The sequence below is a fragment of the Natrarchaeobaculum aegyptiacum genome (genome assembly GCF_002156705.1).
GTDB classification, from domain to species: domain Archaea; phylum Halobacteriota; class Halobacteria; order Halobacteriales; family Natrialbaceae; genus Natrarchaeobaculum; species Natrarchaeobaculum aegyptiacum.
In genome coordinates this window covers 2,345,772-2,363,125 of sequence record NZ_CP019893.1, presented here as the reverse complement: position 1 = coordinate 2,363,125, position 17,354 = coordinate 2,345,772, and the positions used below count along the sequence as shown (strand labels likewise).

Here is a 17,354-nt window from a genome sequence, read left to right as displayed (position 1 = left end):
ACGCCGCCCGGCTACCGGCGCCAGCTCGCGACGTACAGGGCGGCGAGCAACAGGATGGAGCCGATCGCGACCACGCCGCCGATGCCGAGACTCGAGAACCAGCTGCCGGCGAGGGACTCCTCGGGTGCGTCGACGGCGACGATCACGTCGTCTACCGAGTCGACGCCGGCTTCGACCTGATAGGTGCTCCCCCGGTCGTCGACGACGCGGGTCTCGGCCTCGGTCCAGGAGTCGCCGTCCTGCTCGTAGACGGCAACCTCACTCGGTCCGACGCCACGCTGTTCGAGTGCAGTCGCGTCGACCGATGCCGTCACCGTGCCACTGGCGTCGTCGGTCCCGTTCCCGGTGACCTCGAGCGCCGAGAGGGGTTCGACACCGTCGGGGAGCGACGCCCCGGTTGCATCTCCGGCACCGAACGCGAGCGTCGCCTCGCCCTCGAGACCGGTTACGTCGAGGCGGTCGAACCGGATCGCGTCGCTGTCGCCACCGACCGGCTGGAGCGGGACGCTGTCGTCGGGGCTGGCGTCTGCGATCGTCGCGGCGATCCCACCGTCGGTTCGGTCGTACGAGACCGACGGGTCGGAACAGGAGCCGGTCCTGACGGTCACCGGCTCGTCGAGGTCCTCGAGGTCGTACCGGTCGGGGTCCTCGGCGTCGCCGGAGAGGACGTGCCACTCGTCGATCATGCCACCGTCCCAGACGTCTCCGCCCTGTCCGGTGACGTTCTCGTCGGCGAACTCCTCTTCGATCTCCGGATCGTACAGGTCAGCGTCCTCGTTGAACGCCGGGTGAATCGTGACCGCGAAGTGGTCACCGAAGCCGCCGTTGAGCGCACCGCCGCCGGTGCGGTCGACGATGTACGCCCACGAGGCCGACGCCCAGCCGTCGCCGGTTTCGAACTCGTCCTGGTTCGTCTCGCCGTCGTAGTTGTCGTTTCTGACTACCCACTCGGCGTCGTGGGGGGTACCGACGAGGTCGAGCGTGACGACGCCGCCATCGGACCCGCCCTCGAGTTCGTCGTGGACCATCACGAGGCTCACCCCGTCTGTCCCCTCGTGGAGGAACAGCAGGCTCGTGTCGGACTCCTGAAAGTGAGACGTCCCGTAGGAGCTGTAGAGACGGTCCACGTCCTCGGGGTGAGTCTCGTGATCGCGGTAGTCGTAGAAGGCCTCGACCGATCCGGCACTCGACAGGGGTTCGATCGGCTGGCAGGCGCCGCCGTGTTCGACGACGTAGGTCTCGGTCGACTGGGTCTGTGCAGCCGTCGTCTCGACGGGAGCGATTCCGACGATGCCAACCACCCCGCCGACGGCGCTGACCACGAGCAGCGCCGCAACCAGCGCCGACGCGACTCTACTGGTCATCGCGCCCCCCTCCGGTCGCTCACGCCATTTGCCACGTCAGAACCGGCTCGCTCATCGCTCGCACGCTCGAGGCCGCCATCGGTGCTCGCCGGCTGCCCGCCCCCCGTCGTGGGGTCCGACCCGGCGGTGGCGGATGGCTCTCGATCGGTTGCGAGAGAAGCGCCGCCAGTCGGATCCGATGCCGGGGCCCGGGCCGACTCGTCTCCGGGGACGCAGTCGGCGTCGACGGCCTCGAGGTAGTTCCGCGGCGAACCGATCCAGGCACCCAGCTCCTGACCGCGCTCGATCACCCACCGGTAGAGGTCGCGGTGACCCGGGAACTCGCGCTCGCTGAAGTACCGGGGGTGCCAGAGGACGGACATCACCGCGTCGTTCGCCGCGGCCTCCTCGAGCAGCCGGTTGCAGGTCCGTCGGGCGGCGTTCGGTCGCCGCGCCGGATCTGGGAGCGCCTGATCCATGATCGTCAGTGGAAAGACGACGAACTCGTCGTCGAACGGCCGGATCGGATGGTAGCCGTGGTGGAACCCACACTCCGTCGTCGAGCCGAGACTGGCGTCGTAGGCGAGCCCTGCGAGTCGGTAGTAGTGCCACGTCTCCGGTGGCGAGAGCCGGAGGTGGTGCTGTCTCCCGCCGGTCACGGGACCGTCGAGGACCGACTCGAGCGTCGCCGTCTCTTCGCGAATTCTGGCCGGGTCGTCGGCGGTATGAAAAGAGCCGTGAAGGCCGACCTCCCAGCCACCCTCCTCGAGTGCGCGGAGGACACCAGCGATCTCGTCGCTCGTCACGTCGTAGCGCCCGAGGTGTTGAATCCAGTTCGCCGGTGCAGTCCAGTCTCTCGGCGGTCGATCCAGCAGCAGGTGCTGTTCGTTCAGCACGTACCACGACGATCGAACGCCGAGGTCGTCCTCGAGAGCCATCACGTTCTCGAACTGCCAGTAGGGGTTCTCGCCAGAGAGAACGGTCCGGAGGTGGTAGCCCGGCCGTTCCCGTGTCGCGAAGAACAGCCCCCGAAGCCCCTTGTACGGCCGATCGACGTCGTGAGTCAGACAGAGGGCGAACTCGGCGTCGGCCGGAAGGGCCTCGAGTCGAGGAGCGCTTTCGAGGGCTGGCGGGGTCACTGTCTCACCCCCGTGGGAAATCGACTGGGGACCGCTCGAGCGCTCGACGATCCGGGCCATCGCCCGTCACCATCAGGGCCAGGGAATCGAGGACGGAGACGAGCGGGCAACTGGCGGACGGAGGAAAACGGGGGACTGTCGATCATCACTGCTCGAGAGTCACCGCTATCGACCGATAGTAAATGAGGACATTACCGCCGGTCGACGGGTCAGTTGCGGTCGTCGGGAACGGACTCTCGTGGCCCGTTTCGACCGACTGCGGCCGTGACCAGCCGTCTGAACCAGACCAGGACCTCACGCAGGACGGGCGCACCGTCTGCCAGCCAGACGAGGCCGGCGAGTGCAGCGAGACCGACCTGAGCCCACATGTACGTCGAGAGGTCGCCGGCCAGCAGCGCCTCCTGGTACTGGCCGAACAGGCGCGTGAACTCCGCGAGGAAGCCGGCTGGCTCGCCGACTTCCTCGACGGTAGCGATGGGCCAGAACATGAGTTCCGGGGCGACCTGCCCACCCCGGACGTAGGCGTCGAGGACGTCCGCGGGGAGGTGTAAGAGGTAGCCGACGCTGAAGGCGATTCCCGCGCGGGTGCGGCCGACGCGGCGGGCGAGCAGGCCCACCGCGATCGAGAGCGGGATCGCGACGAAGATCGAGTGACCGATCGCGTACCCCGCCTCGAAGACGCCGAACTCCCACGCCAGCGGTTTGTCGATCAGGTCCGGCAGGAGGGAGCCGAAGACGACCGCCAGCGTCTCGAGGCCGGTCGGCGAGTCACGATAGACGAGGTGGACGAAGAGTGAGTACGCGAGGTAGCCAACGATGGCGTGTTCCCAGGGCCACATCACCGGGGATGGCGGCGTCGCGGGGATAGTTATGGTCGGGCTACCACCCCAGGGCGCGCGGGCGTCCGACCGGATCGGCGACGGCGGGCGGGATCAGCGACTGGTTGCGAACTCGAGCGACGAGCGAAAACGACTACGGGGTCGGCGGCCCCTACTCCGGCCATGGCAGAAACCCACCGGATCGACGTCGACGGCGAGACGGTCGTCGCGGACGTCCACGACGGCCCACTGGACGACGACGCAGCCGACCCGGAACGGCCGTGGTTCGTCTGCTGTCACGGCCTCCGCAGCGACCGCACCGGCAGTTACGAGGGCCGTTGTGAGCGCGCGGTGGCGGAAGGTTACCCCGCCGTCAGGTTCGACTTTCGTGGCTGTGGCGACTCCGACGGCCAGTTCGTCGACTCCACGCTCGAGTCCCGACTCGCCGACCTCGGGGCCGTCCTCGAGTTCGTCGACCCCGAAACCTGTGTCCTGTTCGGCTCGAGTTTCGGCGGGACGGTCGCCCTGCACGCGGCGGCGACGTTCGCGGCCGACCGCGTCGAGGCCGTGGTCACGCGCGCACCGGTCACCTATACCCGGGCGTTCGACGGCTACCGCGAGCAGGTCGCCGCCGAGGGCGAGATCGTCCTCGAAGACGAGCACAGCGACCGGACCCAGCGGATCGACGAGCGGTTCTTCGAGGTCCTCGAGCGGTACCCGTTCGAACCGGTCGCGCGGGACCTCGCGGTTCCGGTCGCCATCGCTCACGGCAGAGACGACGAGTCGGTCCCCGTCGAGGACAGCCTCGAGGCGGCGGGCGCACTCGAGACCGACGTCGCCTGCTGGCTCTACGCCGGAGAGGGCCACCGGTTTTCACGGGCTGCAGAGCGGCGACTGCGCGAGGCGACCGTCGGCTGGCTCGAGGAGGGTGGGATCGCGCCGTAGAACCAGTCTCGAGACCACAGATAGCGTATTTTCTCGCTCAGAAAAACCGGATAGCTTTTCATACCGATGTCAGAACGATAGCCTACAAGTGAGTGAGGAGAGTGACCTGTCGACGATCCTCTCGATCCTCGACGACGAGTACGCCCGCGACATCCTCACCCACACCAGCGTCGAACCCATGTCTGCCAGCACACTGAGCGAGCACTGTGATGCCTCTCTCCCGACGATCTATCGCCGTCTCGATCGACTCACGGAGTACCAGCTCGTCACCGAAGAGACCGAACTCGCCCCCGACGGCAACCACTACAGCGTCTACAGCGCCAACCTCGAGGCCCTCGAACTCTCACTCGAGGATGGGGCGTTCGAACTCGACGTGAGCTACCGTGACGAGGACGTCGCCGACCGGTTCACCCGCATGTGGGAGGGGATACGATGAGTCAGGCCTCCGTTCGAGTCGACGAGGCGACCTTCTTCGAACTGATGACGGTCGCGACGCTGTTCCTCGTGGCCCTGCTGGGGACGATCATCGCCTATCAGGCCTACCGGGGGTACCGACGGAACGACGCGCCGTCGATGCTCTACCTCGCGATCGGGCTGGTCTTGCTGACGCTGGTGCCGTTTCTCCTCAACGTCTCCCTGACGACGTTCTCGGGGTTCGACCAGATCGTGACGGTGTTCTTCGAGAACGTCAGCCGGCTGTGTGGACTGGTCGCGATCACCTATTCGCTCTATGGTCGGCACTGAGACGGCTCGTACCGACTCACTCTCGAGTTGGAACTGATTCGACCTCGCAGCTGACGAACTGAGCCTCGAATGAGGGCCACGAAGGAACCGGGTCGGACAGTCGATGGACTATCGGAGCAGGGTCTCGGAAGGAGCCGAATTATCGAGTCACGGCCGGGGAATCGACCCCATCCGGGCCGAAGCTAGAGCGGAGAGGGGAGAGCGGGCGGATGCCCTGCGTTGGGCAGGTCGGGTCGGGCGACGCGGAGTGGACCGTGGTGGGGCGGGGTCGGCCCAGCGAGGGCGTGCGTCGGCCGGGTGATCGGGCACGGGGGACCAGTCAGGGAACCCTGTTACGTCCCCCATCGATCACTCCCTGCCCCGGAGTATTAGAGGTGGGAGCGCGTTTTCTCGGTGAGAAAATCCGATAGGTCGTTCCGGTCGGCAGACCAGTGGTCAGCGAGGGCTGTCGGACACCGAGTGCACGTTCCGCAGGATTGGTATGCGATCACACGAGAGCACTCGTATGCACTTCCTCGCGGGCACCGATTCGGTGCACACGACGGCGGCGATCTGTGATTACCTCGAGACGCGCGTCTCGGCCGGAGATACGGTGACGGTGGCGGCAGCGGCCAGCCGGAACGACCCGGCGACCCGACGGGACAGACAGGAGGCCCTGAACGTCGCTCCGGTCAGACTCGGCGGCGTCTGCGTCGTCGAGACCGACCTCCGGGTCGGCGATCCCGCACCGACGCTGCTCGAGATCGCCGAGGAAGTCGACGCCGACGAACTCGTCGTGGGTGCCCACGCTGGCGACCCGGAGGCCGATCGCGTGGTGGGATCGACCGCGAGGACGGTGCTCGAGGAGGCGACGCGGCCGGTCGTCGTCGCCCCGATTCCCGAGTTCGAGGAGTGAGCCCGGGCCTACCCTCGCAGAGCGGAGTCAGTACCAGGCCCCACCGCTTGCCACGTTGACGTCCTGCCCGGTGACGTGGCGCATCTCCGAACTCGCCATCGAGACCGCGAGCGCCGCGACCTCCTCCGGGGGGACGAGTTCCTCGATCGCCAGGTTCGCGACGTTCTCCTGTTCTACGTCCTCCGGAGCGACGTCTCGTCGCTCGGCCCGACGTTCGAACACCCGCTGGATACGCTCGCCCTCGACCGGCCCTGGACAGATCGCGTTGGCAGTGACCTCGTCGGGACCGAACTCGAACGCGAGGGTTCGCGTGAGGCCGATGACGGCCATCTTCGAGGCCGCGTAGGGCGACCGGTTCGGGTACGGACGCTTCCCGCCGATCGAGGAGATGTTGACGATGCTTCCTTGCTCTGAGTCGCGCAGGTGGGTTTCAGCCGCCCTGACCGTCCGGGCGATCCCGATCACGTTCACGTCGAGGGTCTCGAGCCAGTCGTCGTCGGTCGTCTCCGCGATCGGTGCGGTCGGACCGGCGATGCCGGCGTTGTTGACGAGACAGTCCAGTCCACCGAACGTCTCGACGGTCTCCTCGATGGCCGACTCGACGGCCGACTCGTCGGTGACGTCGCACTCGAGGGCGAGCGTTCGATCGGGGTCGTCGATTAGCCCGGCTGTCTCGTAGATGCCGTCGCCGCGAGCGGCGAGGGCGACGTTCGCGCCCGCGTCGGCGAACGCGATGGCGATTTCGCGACCGAGTCCCTGGCTGGCTCCCGTCACGAAGGCAGTGAGTCCTGTGACCATACCTCTCACATCTGCGAACGATCGGATAATCGTTGCGCCCGCGTGGATTCCTCGACGACTCGAGCGCAGTCAGTCGTCTCCCGGAGTCTCCGGCCGGTAGCCCCGGCTGATGACCTTCCACCGACCGCTGGCGAAGCGGTAGTAGTTGATCGCCGCTGGGACCGCCGTCTCGGCGAGGAACGCGAGGTAGAGTCCCCAGAGGCCGACCGCGGGCACCTCGAGTCCGGGCACAGTAACCCCGAGTACCGGGATCGTCCCCGGCGAGGGAATCGAGAGGCCGACGGCACCGACGTACGCGAGCGGGATCGCGAGGCCGAACAGGCCGAGCAACTGGCTGTAGAACGGCCATCGAGTGTCGCCACTGGCCTCGAGAGCGCCCGCTGCAGTAGTCGAGACGCCCTGCAGGACGACGGCGACGCAGGCCGCGTGGACGAGCGCGACGGCGATGGGGACCGACAGCTCCGCTGGGTCGTCGGCGAAGACGAGGACGATCGGCTCGGCGAAGACGGCGACGAGCCCCGCCGCGAGGACGTACGTGGCGACCGAGAAGCGGACGATTTCGCGACCGTAGATCTCTGCGTTGGCCTCCTCACCGGTGCCGAGTTCCTGGCCGACGAGACTCGAGGCGGCGAGTCCGAAGCCCCAGCCGGGAGTGTTCATCAGGCCCCAGATGCGGCGAGCGATGACGTAAGCGGCGACGGTGTCCTGACCGAAAACGTCGACGATGGCGAGCATCGGGAACTCCGCGACGGTCCAGACGAACCGGGTGCCGAGAACGGGAAGACCGATCGTCGTCAGGTCCCGGAGGGTGGCCACGTGCAGGTAGCTCCCGACGGGATCGACGCTGGTCGGAAAGGTCGCCATCCCGGGGAGCCGCCCGGCGACCAGCCCGACGGCGAACGTCGCCGTCACCACGAGGTTCGCGAGCACGGTCCCGAGCGCCGCGCCGACGACGCCCATCTCGAGCCCGAAGATGAGGACGGCGTTGAGGAGGATGTTCGCGACGGCACCGCCCGCGCGCACCACCATCGGCGTCCACGCGTCGTCCATCCCGACGAACGTCCGGCTCCCGATCAGGTTGAGCCCCGCGAACGGAATCCCGAGCCCGACGATCTGGAGGTACGCCGCTCCGTAGGCGATCGCCTCCGGATCGCTGCTCACGAGCGAGATCAACGCGTGAGGATAGGTCCAGAAGACCGCCGTGATCGGGAGTGTCAGCGCGACCACGAGGACGGCGCTCGAGCGGACGGCCTGCCCCAGTTGATCGAACGCCCCGGCACCGTAGCGCTGGGAGACGAGGGCGATCGTGCCACCGGCGACACCCCCGCCGACGGTGAACGCCAGTCCCCAGTACGGGGAGGCGAAGCCGACGCCAGCGATCGCGGCAGGGCCGATCGCCACGCCGACCATCGCGACGTCGACGGCGCTCTTGGACATCCGCGCGAGCCCGGTGACGATCCGCGGCCACGCGAGGTCGGCCGTCCGCCGGGCTCTGTCGGCCCCGATCAGGCCGAATCGGGCGAGTGCGAGTCCGATCCAGCGAATACACGCTCGAATCGGATTTGGGAATCGACGGGCCACGAACTCCCGATCGGTTAGTGAACCGGAGAGAAAGGAGTTCTCGAGGCGGCAGGACGATCCGGTTTCGAATCGAAATACCGGCGGACTCGGTGGACGATCGCGCCGACGTTCACCGGCCAGCGTCACCGTCGCGTGCCGCCCAGTCGGAACGGCAACCACTGGGCCGTTCAATCCAGCCGAACGCGTGCAGTCGACGGCCCGACCGCGTTCAGTCCATCAGGTTTCGATCACCTGAGGTACGTATATCAGATTTTAATCTATATAATCTAAAATAGCATTCTATAGAGGGCAGTAGCGGAGTACTGAGAAGGACAGGGCACAAAACCACTCTAAATTACATATACTCCTCGCAGAACCAGTTATGTTGTGTGGTGACGATCGATCTGTGTACGACCCTCGTCGAAGGTAGAATACATCGATAGCCAGTTAGCTGGTCTCTAATCACTACATGTTAGCTCGTTTTCCGCAGCCGGTTCCATCACAGTTATATAAAACTCAAGTGACGTTATAGCCCACTGGTCAAGTTGTATTTAATAGCTGACCGAAAACGATCAGACGAGCCACACCGCCGATGGGACGGCTCCCACCACCCCGATCTGATTACTGCCGTACTGCTGTAAACACGTGTGGCGACGGGATATTACACACATACGCGTGTAATTGTCCACAGTAGTCCGGGGTTCGGTACCATACAACAAGTCAGACTGCCGCCCAGACTACCACACGCTCGCGATCCACGGGAAGGGCCCACGAACGACGACGGTTCGTTCAACGCTGTCGAACGCTACGAGAAGAGCAAGTTGACTTCGATCGTGTTCGCCGCGGAGAGCAACTGGTTGTGCAGTTCGTCGATCTCCCACTCGTTCTCGAGGCGGTGGCTCGGTCCGGAGACGGTGATGGCACCGTAGACGTTCCCGTCGTTGTCGATGACGGGCGCGGCGACGGCGCTAACACCCGGGAGATACTCGCCACGGTTGTAAGCGATCCCCGCCTCGCGGATCTCCTCGAGTTCTGCGGAGAGCGTGTCCCAGTTCGTGATCGTCTCGTCGGTGAACGCCGGCAACCCCCACTCGTTGACGACCCGTTCGACGCGTTGGTCATCGAAGTGAGCGAGCATCGCCTTCCCACCGGCCGAACAGTGGAGATAGATGGGTGTGCCCACGTCGATGTCGGAGGTCACGGAACGGTTCCCGTCGTCGGCACGAACGATCATACCCAGGCCGTTCTGCTGAGCGGAACAGAGAACGCGTTCGCCCGTTCGTTCCGCGAGATCCGCGACAGGAGTCTCAGACGCCTCGTACATGGGTTCTGCCTGTTTGACGTACTCGCCGAACGAGAGGAAACGAAGACTCAGTCGATACTCGTCACCGTGTTTGACGACGTACCCCTTCGAGCGAAGGGTGCTCAGATGGGCGTGAACCGTACTCTTGGCGAGTCCCGTCTCTTCGGTCAGCTCCGTTACGCCGGCCCCTTCGGCCCGCCAGAGGCCCTCGAGAACGTCGAGGGCTTTCACGACGGCTTCGATCCGATTCACCTCGGTGCCGCGTCGGGCGTCCATATGCAATTATCTTTCCGCCGGGATTATAGCTGTTCCCCTCTGTTGAACGCTAAACGCGCCCGGATAAAATCGGTGTCCGAAACGAGCCCGACGCTTTCCAGTGTGGCGTGAAACCGTGAACCACGGTAACACTTAAGTTGTCCCTTCAGTCATATGGAGTATGGACTTTAGCGAACCGTCCGAGGCAGTCCAGATAACGAAAGCGCTCGAAGACTTCATCGAACAGGAAGTCAAGCCGCTCGAGCAAGAACACGAGAAGTTCCTCGGGAAAGACTACGAGAAGCACATCGTCGACGAGAACCACCGGCAGGTGCCCGAGTACCGCGAGATCGTCGAGCAAATTCGGCGGAAGTCGGTCGAAGCAGGTTTCTACGGCATGACGATGCCGGAAGAGGTCGGCGGCGGCGACGTGGACGTTCTCACGCGATCGATCGTTGGAGAGCACATGTCGAACCGACCGCCTGGCTTCCACAGCCACATCTTCGGTGGTGCCGGCGGCCCCACGCCGATCCTGCTCGAGTGTAACGAAGAACAGCGCGAAGAGTACCTCTATCCGCTGATGGACGGTGAGATCACGACCTGTTTCGCGCTTACCGAGCCGAGCCACGGCAGTGACGCTCACTACATGGACACGCGCGCGGAGAAAGACGGCGACGAGTGGGTCATCAACGGTCAGAAGGTCTACATTACCAATGGGCCATACGCCGATTTCGCGATGGTGTTCGCCCGGACGAGCGGTGAGAAAGGCGACATCGAGGGCGTGACGGCGTTCCTCGTCGATGCCGACAACCCCGGCTTCGAGGTCGGGTCGATTCACCGATCGATGGGGATGACCCCCGGCACCCACGCCGAGCTCCACTTCGACGACTGTCGCGTCGGCGAAGACAAGGTCATGGGCGAGGTCGGTGCTGGCTTCCAGCAGGCGATGAGCTGGATCGGCGGCGGTCGGCTCAACATCGCCGCCAGCGCGGTCGGGCAGGCCCAGCACCTGCTCGACATGTCCGTCGAGTACGCCCGCAACCGCGAGACGTTCGACAAACCGATCGCACACCGGCAGGGCGTCTCCTTCCAGCTGGCCGACCTCGCCGCCGACATCGAGCAGGTCCGCCAGCTCTACCGCTACGCTGCCTGGAAGATGACCCAGGGCGAGCGCGCCCGCAAGGAGGAATCGATGGCCAAGCTTCGAGGCGCACAACTTGCTAACAAGGCCGCAGACGTCGCGATGCAGGTCCACGGCGGCGCTGGATACATGAAAGACCTCGAGATCGAACGCCGTTACCGTTCCTCGCGCGTGCTTCGCATCTTCGAGGGGACCGACGAGATCCAGAAGCGAACGATCGCCCGCGAACTCATCTAACCGGCGATGAGCGACTCGAGGAGCGACGCGAACGTCTCGCCCGAGGACCCTCCGACGAGCGACGGCGTCTCGCGGCTTCACTTCGAGGTCGACTGGCCGCCGAAACACGCCGCAGCGTATCTCATCGAATCGCCGGATCGGGCCCCGATCCTGATCGACGCTGGCGATCCGACCGACCGCGGGACGGAGACGATGATCGACGAACTCGCCGCGCGCGGGTACGAACCCGCCGACGTCGGTGCCGTAATCGTCACGCACCCCCACACCGACCACACGGGGCAGGTACCACTGTTCGTGGCGGCCGGGGTCCCGGTCTACGCTCCCGACCCCGTCCTCGAGCAACTCGAGCGCGACGAAGCTGACCTCGTCGCAGGGGTTCGGGAGGTCGCCCGATCGGCCGGCCTGCGCGGCGAGGCGATCGAAAAGCAGGTCGACCGCGCCCGCGACTCGCTCCAGCGTAACCGGGACCTGCTCGACCCCGACGAGGCACGGCCGTACTCGTTCGACGGGGTGTTCTCGATCGACGGTCGAACGTTCGAACCGATTCACACGCCCGGACACCAGATCCACCACGCGAGTCTGGGTACCGTGATCGACGGCGACCGCGTCCTCTTCAGCGGCGACGCGCTCATCGAGCCGTTCCGCGCGGCGGCGCTCCACGTCGGCCTCGACCACGGTGCCTACGAGTCGATCGACGCCTTCTACGTCGCGATGGACCGACTCGAGTCGGTCGCACCGGCAGCAGAGCGAGCCTACCCCGGCCACGGGCCGGTCTTCGAGGACGTCGAGGGCGTCGTTCACGACACGCGCTACGAACTCGACACGCTCGTGGCGGACACGCTCGAGGCCGTCCGGGCCGCCGGACCGGCAACCCCGGTCGAGTTGACCCGCCACCGCGTCGGCGAGAGCCGCCATCCGGCACAGTTGCTCGACACCATCGGCGCGCTCGGCCGGCTCCAGTCCGGGGGCGCGATCGTCCGCGAACGCGACGACGGGATGCGGTACTACCGGTCGGCGTAAGGACGACGGAACGATCGCTGTCACGATTTTCGTTCGGTCTCGGCGTCAGAAGGAGACGACAGTTCTGCGAGAGACGACGAGTCGAGTTGCGGCCAGAGTGGTTACGACTCGAGGAACGCCTCCCCGTGCTCGAGCGGCAGGCCGATTCGGTCCGCGACGTCGCCGTAGACGGCTTCGGCTTCGGCGAGCAGTTCGTCGGGTTCGGCCTCGAGTGCGAACGTGGCGACCATCTCGTCGGTGACGAGGTCGGCCATCTCGTCCCAGCGCTGCTCCCGGGAGAGGTCGTGGAGTTCCTCGCCGATCGAGCGCCAGCCGTGGTGGGCGAGGACGTCGTGGTAGGTGCGGGTGCTGCCGTAGAAGGCGATTCGCCGTCGAATCCGTTCGCGTTCCCGGTCGCGTTCGTCCTCGGTCTCGCCCGTCACGACGAACGGGCTCGCGGAGAGTTCGACGTCGACCTCGTCGCGGTCCGCGCGGGCCGCCCCCTCGGCGACAGTGGGGGCGATAACGTCCTCGGTGTACCCCGGCGTGTTGAACGGGTGCATCGCGAGCCCGTCGCACAGTTCCCCGGCGAGTCGGACGTTGTACTCGTTGATCCCGGCGATGTAGATGGGGACCTCGGGATGATCGATCGGTCCCGGATTGAAGTTCTCGGTCATCAGTGAGAACGAGTAGTGGTCCCCGTCGTACTCGAGGTCGGCGTCGCCCTGGAAGACCTCGAAGGCGTGCCTGACGGACTCGACGACCTCGCGCAAGCGCGGGCCGGGGGCCTCCCAGTCGACGCTGAAGCGACGTTCGTTGTGGCCCTTGACCTGCGTGCCGAGTCCGAGAACGAACCGGCCGTCGCTGTAGCGGGCGAGGTCCCACGCCTGGTACGCCAGCACCATCGGACTCCGGGTGAACGCGAGGGCGATCCGGGTACCGTGTGTGACCGAGTCGGTGTGCTCGGCGATCAGCGGGTGGGGCAAGAACGCGTCGTGGGCCGTCTCGGCCGTCCAGACGCCATCGAAGCCCAGTTCCTCCGCGCGTGCGGCCGCCGAGGCCGCCTCGTCTGAAAGTTCGGAAACGGTCGCGTCGATATGCAACTGTGACATACGATCACATCTACCGCTCGACGCTTCAAAGTATCGACGGGTTCTCCCCGGCGAGTACGGACCGACCAGCGCCCGGTCAGACGACCCGGTTCCGAAGCGACTCGCCCGACTGGTACCGGTCCCAGTTCTCGAGGAAGACCTCGGCACAGCGGTCCCAGTAGTGTGGCGTCGACCCGGCGATGTGGGGCGTGAGAAGCACGTCGTCGCGGTCCCACAGGGGCGACTCCTCCGGGAGGGGCTCTTCCTCGAAGACGTCGAGGGCCGCTCCACCCAGTTCGTCGGCCTCGAGGGCGTCGATCAGTGCGGTCTCGTCGACGACCTCACCGCGGGCGACGTTGACGACGACGGCGTCCCCGGAAAGCGTCGCCAGCGCATCGGCGTCGATCAGCCCGCGGGTGTCCTCGGTCAGCGGACACGCGAGCACGAGGTAGTCGCTCTGGGTGAGCAGGGTCTCGAGGTCGTCCGGCCCGTAGCTTTCCGCGAGGGTCTCCGGCGCGTCGGTCGGGTCGCGCTTGAGCCCGACGATGCGAGCGTCGAAGGGCTGGCAGTACTCGGCGACCTGTGAGCCGATCGCGCCGACGCCGACGATGCCGACCGTTCGGTCGCCGAGTTCACCGCCGGTGTACCGACGCCACTCCGAACGGCGTTGCTGGGCGACCGCGCGATCGAACCGACGTTCGAAGTGAAGCAGTGCCGCGAGGACGTGCTGGCCGATCGGCTTCGCGTGAATGCCGGAGACGGTCGTCAGTGCGACGTTTCGGTCGGCGAGGGCGTCGTGATCGTAGGCGTCCGTGCCGGCACTGAGTGCCTGTACCCACTCGAGGTCTGTCGCCGCCTCGAGGATCGAGTCAGGGAGCCGGTGGGTGAGAACCGCCTCGGCGTCGGCGACGCGTTCGACGAGGTCGTCCTCGTCGTCGACGTATTCGATCTCGAGGCCAGGCCGACGCTCGGCGATCGCTTCTGCCACGAGCGGCCCGCCGCCGGCGAGCACGTAGGGCGTGACGACGACGCTCACGGGCGATCACCGTCAGTCCGTCGCACCGTCGATCGGCCGCGCAAACGGCCACTCCGCAGTCGTTCGTCCATGCTCCCGTGATATGAGAACCCAGTACAAAATCACTGGGGCCTGCCCCGCACCTCGCTGGCAGCGAATCGTTTAATACTCACATCCTCGAACGATGCTGTTGCAATGAGTGTTGTTAGCACAAACCGATCGGTGCAGCGACCGGCGGAAATGCGGGAGGGTTCGCCGTGACGACCAGCCAGTTCAGCGTCGACGGCAAGACAGCAGTCGTCACCGGTTCCTCGAGCGGAATCGGTCGGGCCATCGTCGAACGATTCGCCGACGACGGTGCGAACGTCGTCGTCACCTCGAGAAGTCTCGAGAACGTCGAGCCAGTTGCCGAGGAGATCGACGCGCACGAGGGCGGAGGGGCACTGGCGGTCGAGTGTGACGTGACCGACCGCGAGGCGGTCGAGCGGCTTCTCACCGAGACGGTCGACGCGTTCGGCAGCGTCGACGTGTTGATCAACAACGCGGGCGCGAGCTTTCAGGCCCCGCCGGCTGAGATCAGCGAGAACGGCTGGAAGACGATCGTCGACATCAACCTCCACGGGACGATGCACTGTACGCAGGTGATCGGCGGTCACATGCGCGAGAACGGTGGCGGACGCATCGTCAACGTCGCGAGCGTCGCCGGCCAGCGCGGGTCGCGCTCGATGAGCCACTACGGGGCCGCGAAAGCCGGCGTGATCAACTACACGACCTCCGTCGCCGCCGACTGGGCGGCAGACGACGTCTGGGTCAACTGCATCGCACCGGGACTGGTCGCAACCGAGGGGGTCCGCTCCCAGATGGGTGTCGAGGAGGACGACGACGCGATCGACCGGACGCGCGCCGATCGAACGATCGGCAGACCCGAGGAGGTCGCCGACCTCGCACAGTTCCTCTCGAGTCCCGCCTCGTCGTACGTCGTCGGCGAGACGTACACGATCAAGGGAACTCCACGACTCGAGTAGTACTGCTAACCGCGAATTCTCGGTTTCGGCCTCGAGTGCGATCGAGGCGTTCGATCGATCTCGGTCGTCGTCGGCAACCGCAGGTCGGGACAGCTCGGGGGTGAGTCGACGAGACCACCGGGAGCGAAACTGTTAACAAATATGCCGTGTATTGGTATCGCATGGCAATCGACACGGAGTCAGTCGAACGTTCCCGTCGATTCCTCGAGGACGGGTTCTCGATCGGTCGGGTCGAGATCACCTCCGAGGACTTCTGGGGATGGCTCACGATACTGCCGGTGGTGATACTCTATACGATCATCGCCCTGATACCGATCGGATTCGCGTTCGTCGCATCATTGCACAACGTTCCACTGTTGAATCCCCAGTGGGAGTTCGTTGGCGTAGAGAACTACGTGAACGTCTTCCAGATCGATCGATTCTGGGGCTCGATGTGGCGAGGCGTCGTCTTCATGGTTGGATCGACGATCATCCAGATGAGCGTCGGGGTCTGGATGGCACTGGTCATCAACAAGATCACGCGCGGGAGCCGGATCCTGAGCACGCTCGTGTTCACCTCCTACCTGATCCCGACGATCATCGTGACGCTGATGTTCCTGTTCATGCTCGACCCCTACGACGGCGTCCTGCATGCTGCAGGCATCCAGTTAGGGCTCTGGGACGGATTCCTGCTGGGGAACACGAGCCTCTCGATGGGAGCCGTCATCATCATCAGTAGCTGGAAGTTCTCGGCGTTCGTGACCCTGTTTACGCTCGCCCAGCTGCAGTCGATTCCGGACCGCTTCTACGAGGCGGCGAAGGTCTCGGGGGCGACGACCTGGGAGATGTTCCGGGACATCACCCTGCCACGGATCTACGGCGCGATCCTGGTCGTGATCTTCCTTCGAGCGATCTTCATGTTCAACAAGTACGACATCATCTACCAGCTTACCCAGGGCGGTCCGGGTACCGCTACCCAGACGATGCCGATCCTCGCCTACCAGGAGACCTTCAGCACCGGCGCCTACGGGATGGGGAACACGATCGCGATCGTGATGTTCCTGTTCCTGCTCGTCACGGGGATCGTCTACCTCAAGTACATGAACCCAAGTCAGGAGGTCCAGACATGAGCACGAAAGACGAAACACCAGAGTTCGGACGCAGCTTCCGCGTTCCACACACGGTCCGGAGCCTGATCTACCGAGCGGGCCTGTGGGGAAGCTACGGGGTCCTCTTCCTGATCCTCGGGTTCCCAGTCTACTGGATGGCCCAGAACGCGTTCAAGACGCGGCTCGCGCTCGAGGAAGCCGGGATCTCGTTCCTCCCGGACGCCGCGTCGTTCACGCTCGAGAACTTCGAAGTCGTGATGAATCCGACGGTCGGTCGGTACCTGCTCAACAGTATCATCGTCAGCGCGGGCGTCGTGATCACCGTGATCGTCGTCTCGCTGGTCGCGGGATACGGGCTCGCGCGGTTCCAGTACAAGTACAAGGTTCGGATCGCCCGCTTCCTGCTGGTCGGATACATGTTCAGCCCGATCGTGCTCGCGATCCCGCTGTACCTCATCTGGGACACGCTCGGGTTGCTCAACCGGTACGTCGGGTTGATCCTCGCACTGAGTGCCATCTCGCTGCCGTTCGCGGTCTGGCTGATGTGGAAGTACATCCAGACAATCCCGGCGTCGATGGAGGAGTCAGCGTGGGTCGCCGGTGCGCCGCGGTGGCGGGGCTTCCTCGACGTGATCGTCCCCCAGACGAAGCCGGCGATGATCGCGAACTCGGTGTTCGCGTTCGCCATCGCGTGGGGCGACTTCACGTTCTCGTACATCCTCATGCCGGACGACAGCGCCACGACGTTCCCGCCCGGCATCTTCCGGCTGTTCCACTCGTCGTGGGAGACCGGATGGACGGAGTTCATGGCCGTGAGCCTGCTGGTTTCGATGCCGGCACTCCTGTTCGCGTTCTTCCTGCAGTCGTACCTCCTGCAGGGATTCAAGATCAGGGCGCTCTAACGTGTCAGAGTAAGAATAGACAAAATCATAACGAGAGTCAACACATACCACATTAC

17 protein-coding genes are annotated in these 17,354 nt (G+C 65.2%); 9 read left to right on the top strand and 8 right to left on the bottom strand.

The window, feature by feature from the left end; translation table 11 throughout:
* Positions 1-11 precede the first annotated feature (11 nt).
* The 3 genes from B1756_RS11475 to B1756_RS11465 all read right to left on the bottom strand — a co-directional run bounded on the left by B1756_RS11475 (position 12) and on the right by B1756_RS11465 (position 3,321).
* A complete protein-coding gene (locus B1756_RS11475; RefSeq protein WP_086888661.1) occupies positions 12-1,364 on the bottom strand; it encodes a hypothetical protein in 1,353 nt (450 codons plus the stop codon).
* Positions 1,361-2,542, bottom strand: a complete 1,182-nt coding sequence (locus tag B1756_RS11470; protein WP_228434343.1) for a polysaccharide deacetylase family protein — start codon at positions 2,540-2,542, stop codon at positions 1,361-1,363. Before B1756_RS11470 ends, B1756_RS11475 begins: the two co-directional genes overlap by 4 nt.
* Positions 2,543-2,691: 149 nt before the next feature.
* On the bottom strand, positions 2,692-3,321 hold the full coding sequence (locus B1756_RS11465; protein WP_086888660.1) for a metal-dependent hydrolase: 630 nt from the start codon (positions 3,319-3,321) through the stop codon (positions 2,692-2,694).
* Between the two features lie 162 nt (positions 3,322-3,483).
* Here B1756_RS11465 and B1756_RS11460 point away from each other — a divergent pair, with 162 nt between their 5' ends.
* The 4 genes from B1756_RS11460 to B1756_RS11445 all read left to right on the top strand — a co-directional run bounded on the left by B1756_RS11460 (position 3,484) and on the right by B1756_RS11445 (position 5,884).
* A complete protein-coding gene (locus B1756_RS11460; RefSeq protein ID WP_086888659.1) occupies positions 3,484-4,245 on the top strand; it encodes an alpha/beta hydrolase family protein in 762 nt (253 codons plus the stop codon).
* A gap of 88 nt (positions 4,246-4,333) precedes the next feature.
* Positions 4,334-4,681, top strand: coding sequence for a winged helix-turn-helix domain-containing protein (locus B1756_RS11455; protein ID WP_086888658.1), 348 nt, complete (start codon positions 4,334-4,336; stop codon positions 4,679-4,681).
* Positions 4,678-4,989, top strand: coding sequence for a DUF7521 family protein (locus tag B1756_RS11450; RefSeq protein ID WP_086888657.1), 312 nt, complete (start codon positions 4,678-4,680; stop codon positions 4,987-4,989). Before B1756_RS11455 ends, B1756_RS11450 begins: the two co-directional genes overlap by 4 nt.
* 505 nt (positions 4,990-5,494) lie before the next feature.
* Positions 5,495-5,884: a universal stress protein gene (locus B1756_RS11445; RefSeq protein WP_086888656.1), complete on the top strand. Its 390-nt coding sequence runs from the start codon at positions 5,495-5,497 to the stop codon at positions 5,882-5,884.
* A gap of 27 nt (positions 5,885-5,911) precedes the next feature.
* Here the strand turns inward: B1756_RS11445 and B1756_RS11440 are convergent, their stop codons facing one another.
* The 3 genes from B1756_RS11440 to B1756_RS11430 all read right to left on the bottom strand — a co-directional run bounded on the left by B1756_RS11440 (position 5,912) and on the right by B1756_RS11430 (position 9,821).
* On the bottom strand, positions 5,912-6,682 hold the full coding sequence (locus B1756_RS11440) for an SDR family NAD(P)-dependent oxidoreductase (RefSeq protein WP_086888655.1): 771 nt from the start codon (positions 6,680-6,682) through the stop codon (positions 5,912-5,914).
* A gap of 69 nt (positions 6,683-6,751) precedes the next feature.
* Positions 6,752-8,263, bottom strand: coding sequence for an MATE family efflux transporter (locus B1756_RS11435; RefSeq protein WP_086890157.1), 1,512 nt, complete (start codon positions 8,261-8,263; stop codon positions 6,752-6,754).
* Positions 8,264-9,047: 784 nt separating this feature from the next.
* Positions 9,048-9,821: an IclR family transcriptional regulator gene (locus B1756_RS11430; protein WP_186336453.1), complete on the bottom strand. Its 774-nt coding sequence runs from the start codon at positions 9,819-9,821 to the stop codon at positions 9,048-9,050.
* Positions 9,822-9,981: 160 nt separating this feature from the next.
* Between B1756_RS11430 and B1756_RS11425 the strand changes: the two genes are divergently transcribed.
* Positions 9,982-11,178: an acyl-CoA dehydrogenase family protein gene (locus tag B1756_RS11425; protein ID WP_086888654.1), complete on the top strand. Its 1,197-nt coding sequence runs from the start codon at positions 9,982-9,984 to the stop codon at positions 11,176-11,178.
* 6 nt (positions 11,179-11,184) lie between these two features.
* Entirely contained in the window at positions 11,185-12,198 is a 1,014-nt protein-coding gene (locus tag B1756_RS11420; RefSeq protein ID WP_086888653.1) for an MBL fold metallo-hydrolase, read from the top strand.
* Positions 12,199-12,299: 101 nt separating this feature from the next.
* On the opposite strand, the gene B1756_RS11415 is transcribed toward B1756_RS11420, so the two are convergent.
* Positions 12,300-13,289: a TIGR03617 family F420-dependent LLM class oxidoreductase gene (locus B1756_RS11415; RefSeq protein WP_086888652.1), complete on the bottom strand. Its 990-nt coding sequence runs from the start codon at positions 13,287-13,289 to the stop codon at positions 12,300-12,302.
* Between the two features lie 76 nt (positions 13,290-13,365).
* Positions 13,366-14,304: a D-2-hydroxyacid dehydrogenase gene (locus tag B1756_RS11410; RefSeq protein WP_086888651.1), complete on the bottom strand. Its 939-nt coding sequence runs from the start codon at positions 14,302-14,304 to the stop codon at positions 13,366-13,368.
* 236 nt (positions 14,305-14,540) lie between these two features.
* On the opposite strand from B1756_RS11410, the gene B1756_RS11405 reads away from it, so the two are divergent.
* From B1756_RS11405 to B1756_RS11395, 3 genes are all read left to right on the top strand, one after another.
* A complete protein-coding gene (locus B1756_RS11405; protein ID WP_086888650.1) occupies positions 14,541-15,308 on the top strand; it encodes an SDR family NAD(P)-dependent oxidoreductase in 768 nt (255 codons plus the stop codon).
* A 161-nt stretch (positions 15,309-15,469) separates the two neighbouring features.
* Positions 15,470-16,417, top strand: coding sequence for a carbohydrate ABC transporter permease (locus B1756_RS11400; protein ID WP_086888649.1), 948 nt, complete (start codon positions 15,470-15,472; stop codon positions 16,415-16,417).
* Positions 16,414-17,298 (top strand): carbohydrate ABC transporter permease, encoded by an 885-nt coding sequence (locus B1756_RS11395; RefSeq protein WP_086888648.1) that lies wholly within the window; start codon positions 16,414-16,416, stop codon positions 17,296-17,298. The genes B1756_RS11400 and B1756_RS11395 overlap by 4 nt, the downstream gene beginning before the upstream one ends.
* Positions 17,299-17,354 lie beyond the last annotated feature (56 nt).

Excerpts from the sequence above, each read along its gene's own strand:
- B1756_RS11475 (WP_086888661.1), bottom strand. The coding sequence starts at position 1,364 with ATGACCAGTAGAGTCGCGTCGGCGCTGGTTGCGGCGCTGCTCGTGGTC.
- B1756_RS11470 (WP_228434343.1), bottom strand. The coding sequence starts at position 2,542 with ATGGCCCGGATCGTCGAGCGCTCGAGCGGTCCCCAGTCGATTTCCCAC.
- B1756_RS11465 (WP_086888660.1), bottom strand. The coding sequence starts at position 3,321 with ATGTGGCCCTGGGAACACGCCATCGTTGGCTACCTCGCGTACTCACTC.
- B1756_RS11460 (WP_086888659.1), top strand. The coding sequence starts at position 3,484 with ATGGCAGAAACCCACCGGATCGACGTCGACGGCGAGACGGTCGTCGCG.
- B1756_RS11450 (WP_086888657.1), top strand. The coding sequence starts at position 4,678 with ATGAGTCAGGCCTCCGTTCGAGTCGACGAGGCGACCTTCTTCGAACTG.
- B1756_RS11445 (WP_086888656.1), top strand. The coding sequence starts at position 5,495 with ATGCACTTCCTCGCGGGCACCGATTCGGTGCACACGACGGCGGCGATC.
- B1756_RS11440 (WP_086888655.1), bottom strand. The coding sequence starts at position 6,682 with ATGGTCACAGGACTCACTGCCTTCGTGACGGGAGCCAGCCAGGGACTC.
- B1756_RS11430 (WP_186336453.1), bottom strand. The coding sequence starts at position 9,821 with ATGGACGCCCGACGCGGCACCGAGGTGAATCGGATCGAAGCCGTCGTG.
- B1756_RS11425 (WP_086888654.1), top strand. The coding sequence starts at position 9,982 with ATGGACTTTAGCGAACCGTCCGAGGCAGTCCAGATAACGAAAGCGCTC.
- B1756_RS11420 (WP_086888653.1), top strand. The coding sequence starts at position 11,185 with ATGAGCGACTCGAGGAGCGACGCGAACGTCTCGCCCGAGGACCCTCCG.
- B1756_RS11415 (WP_086888652.1), bottom strand. The coding sequence starts at position 13,289 with ATGTCACAGTTGCATATCGACGCGACCGTTTCCGAACTTTCAGACGAG.
- B1756_RS11400 (WP_086888649.1), top strand. The coding sequence starts at position 15,470 with ATGGCAATCGACACGGAGTCAGTCGAACGTTCCCGTCGATTCCTCGAG.
- B1756_RS11395 (WP_086888648.1), top strand. The coding sequence starts at position 16,414 with ATGAGCACGAAAGACGAAACACCAGAGTTCGGACGCAGCTTCCGCGTT.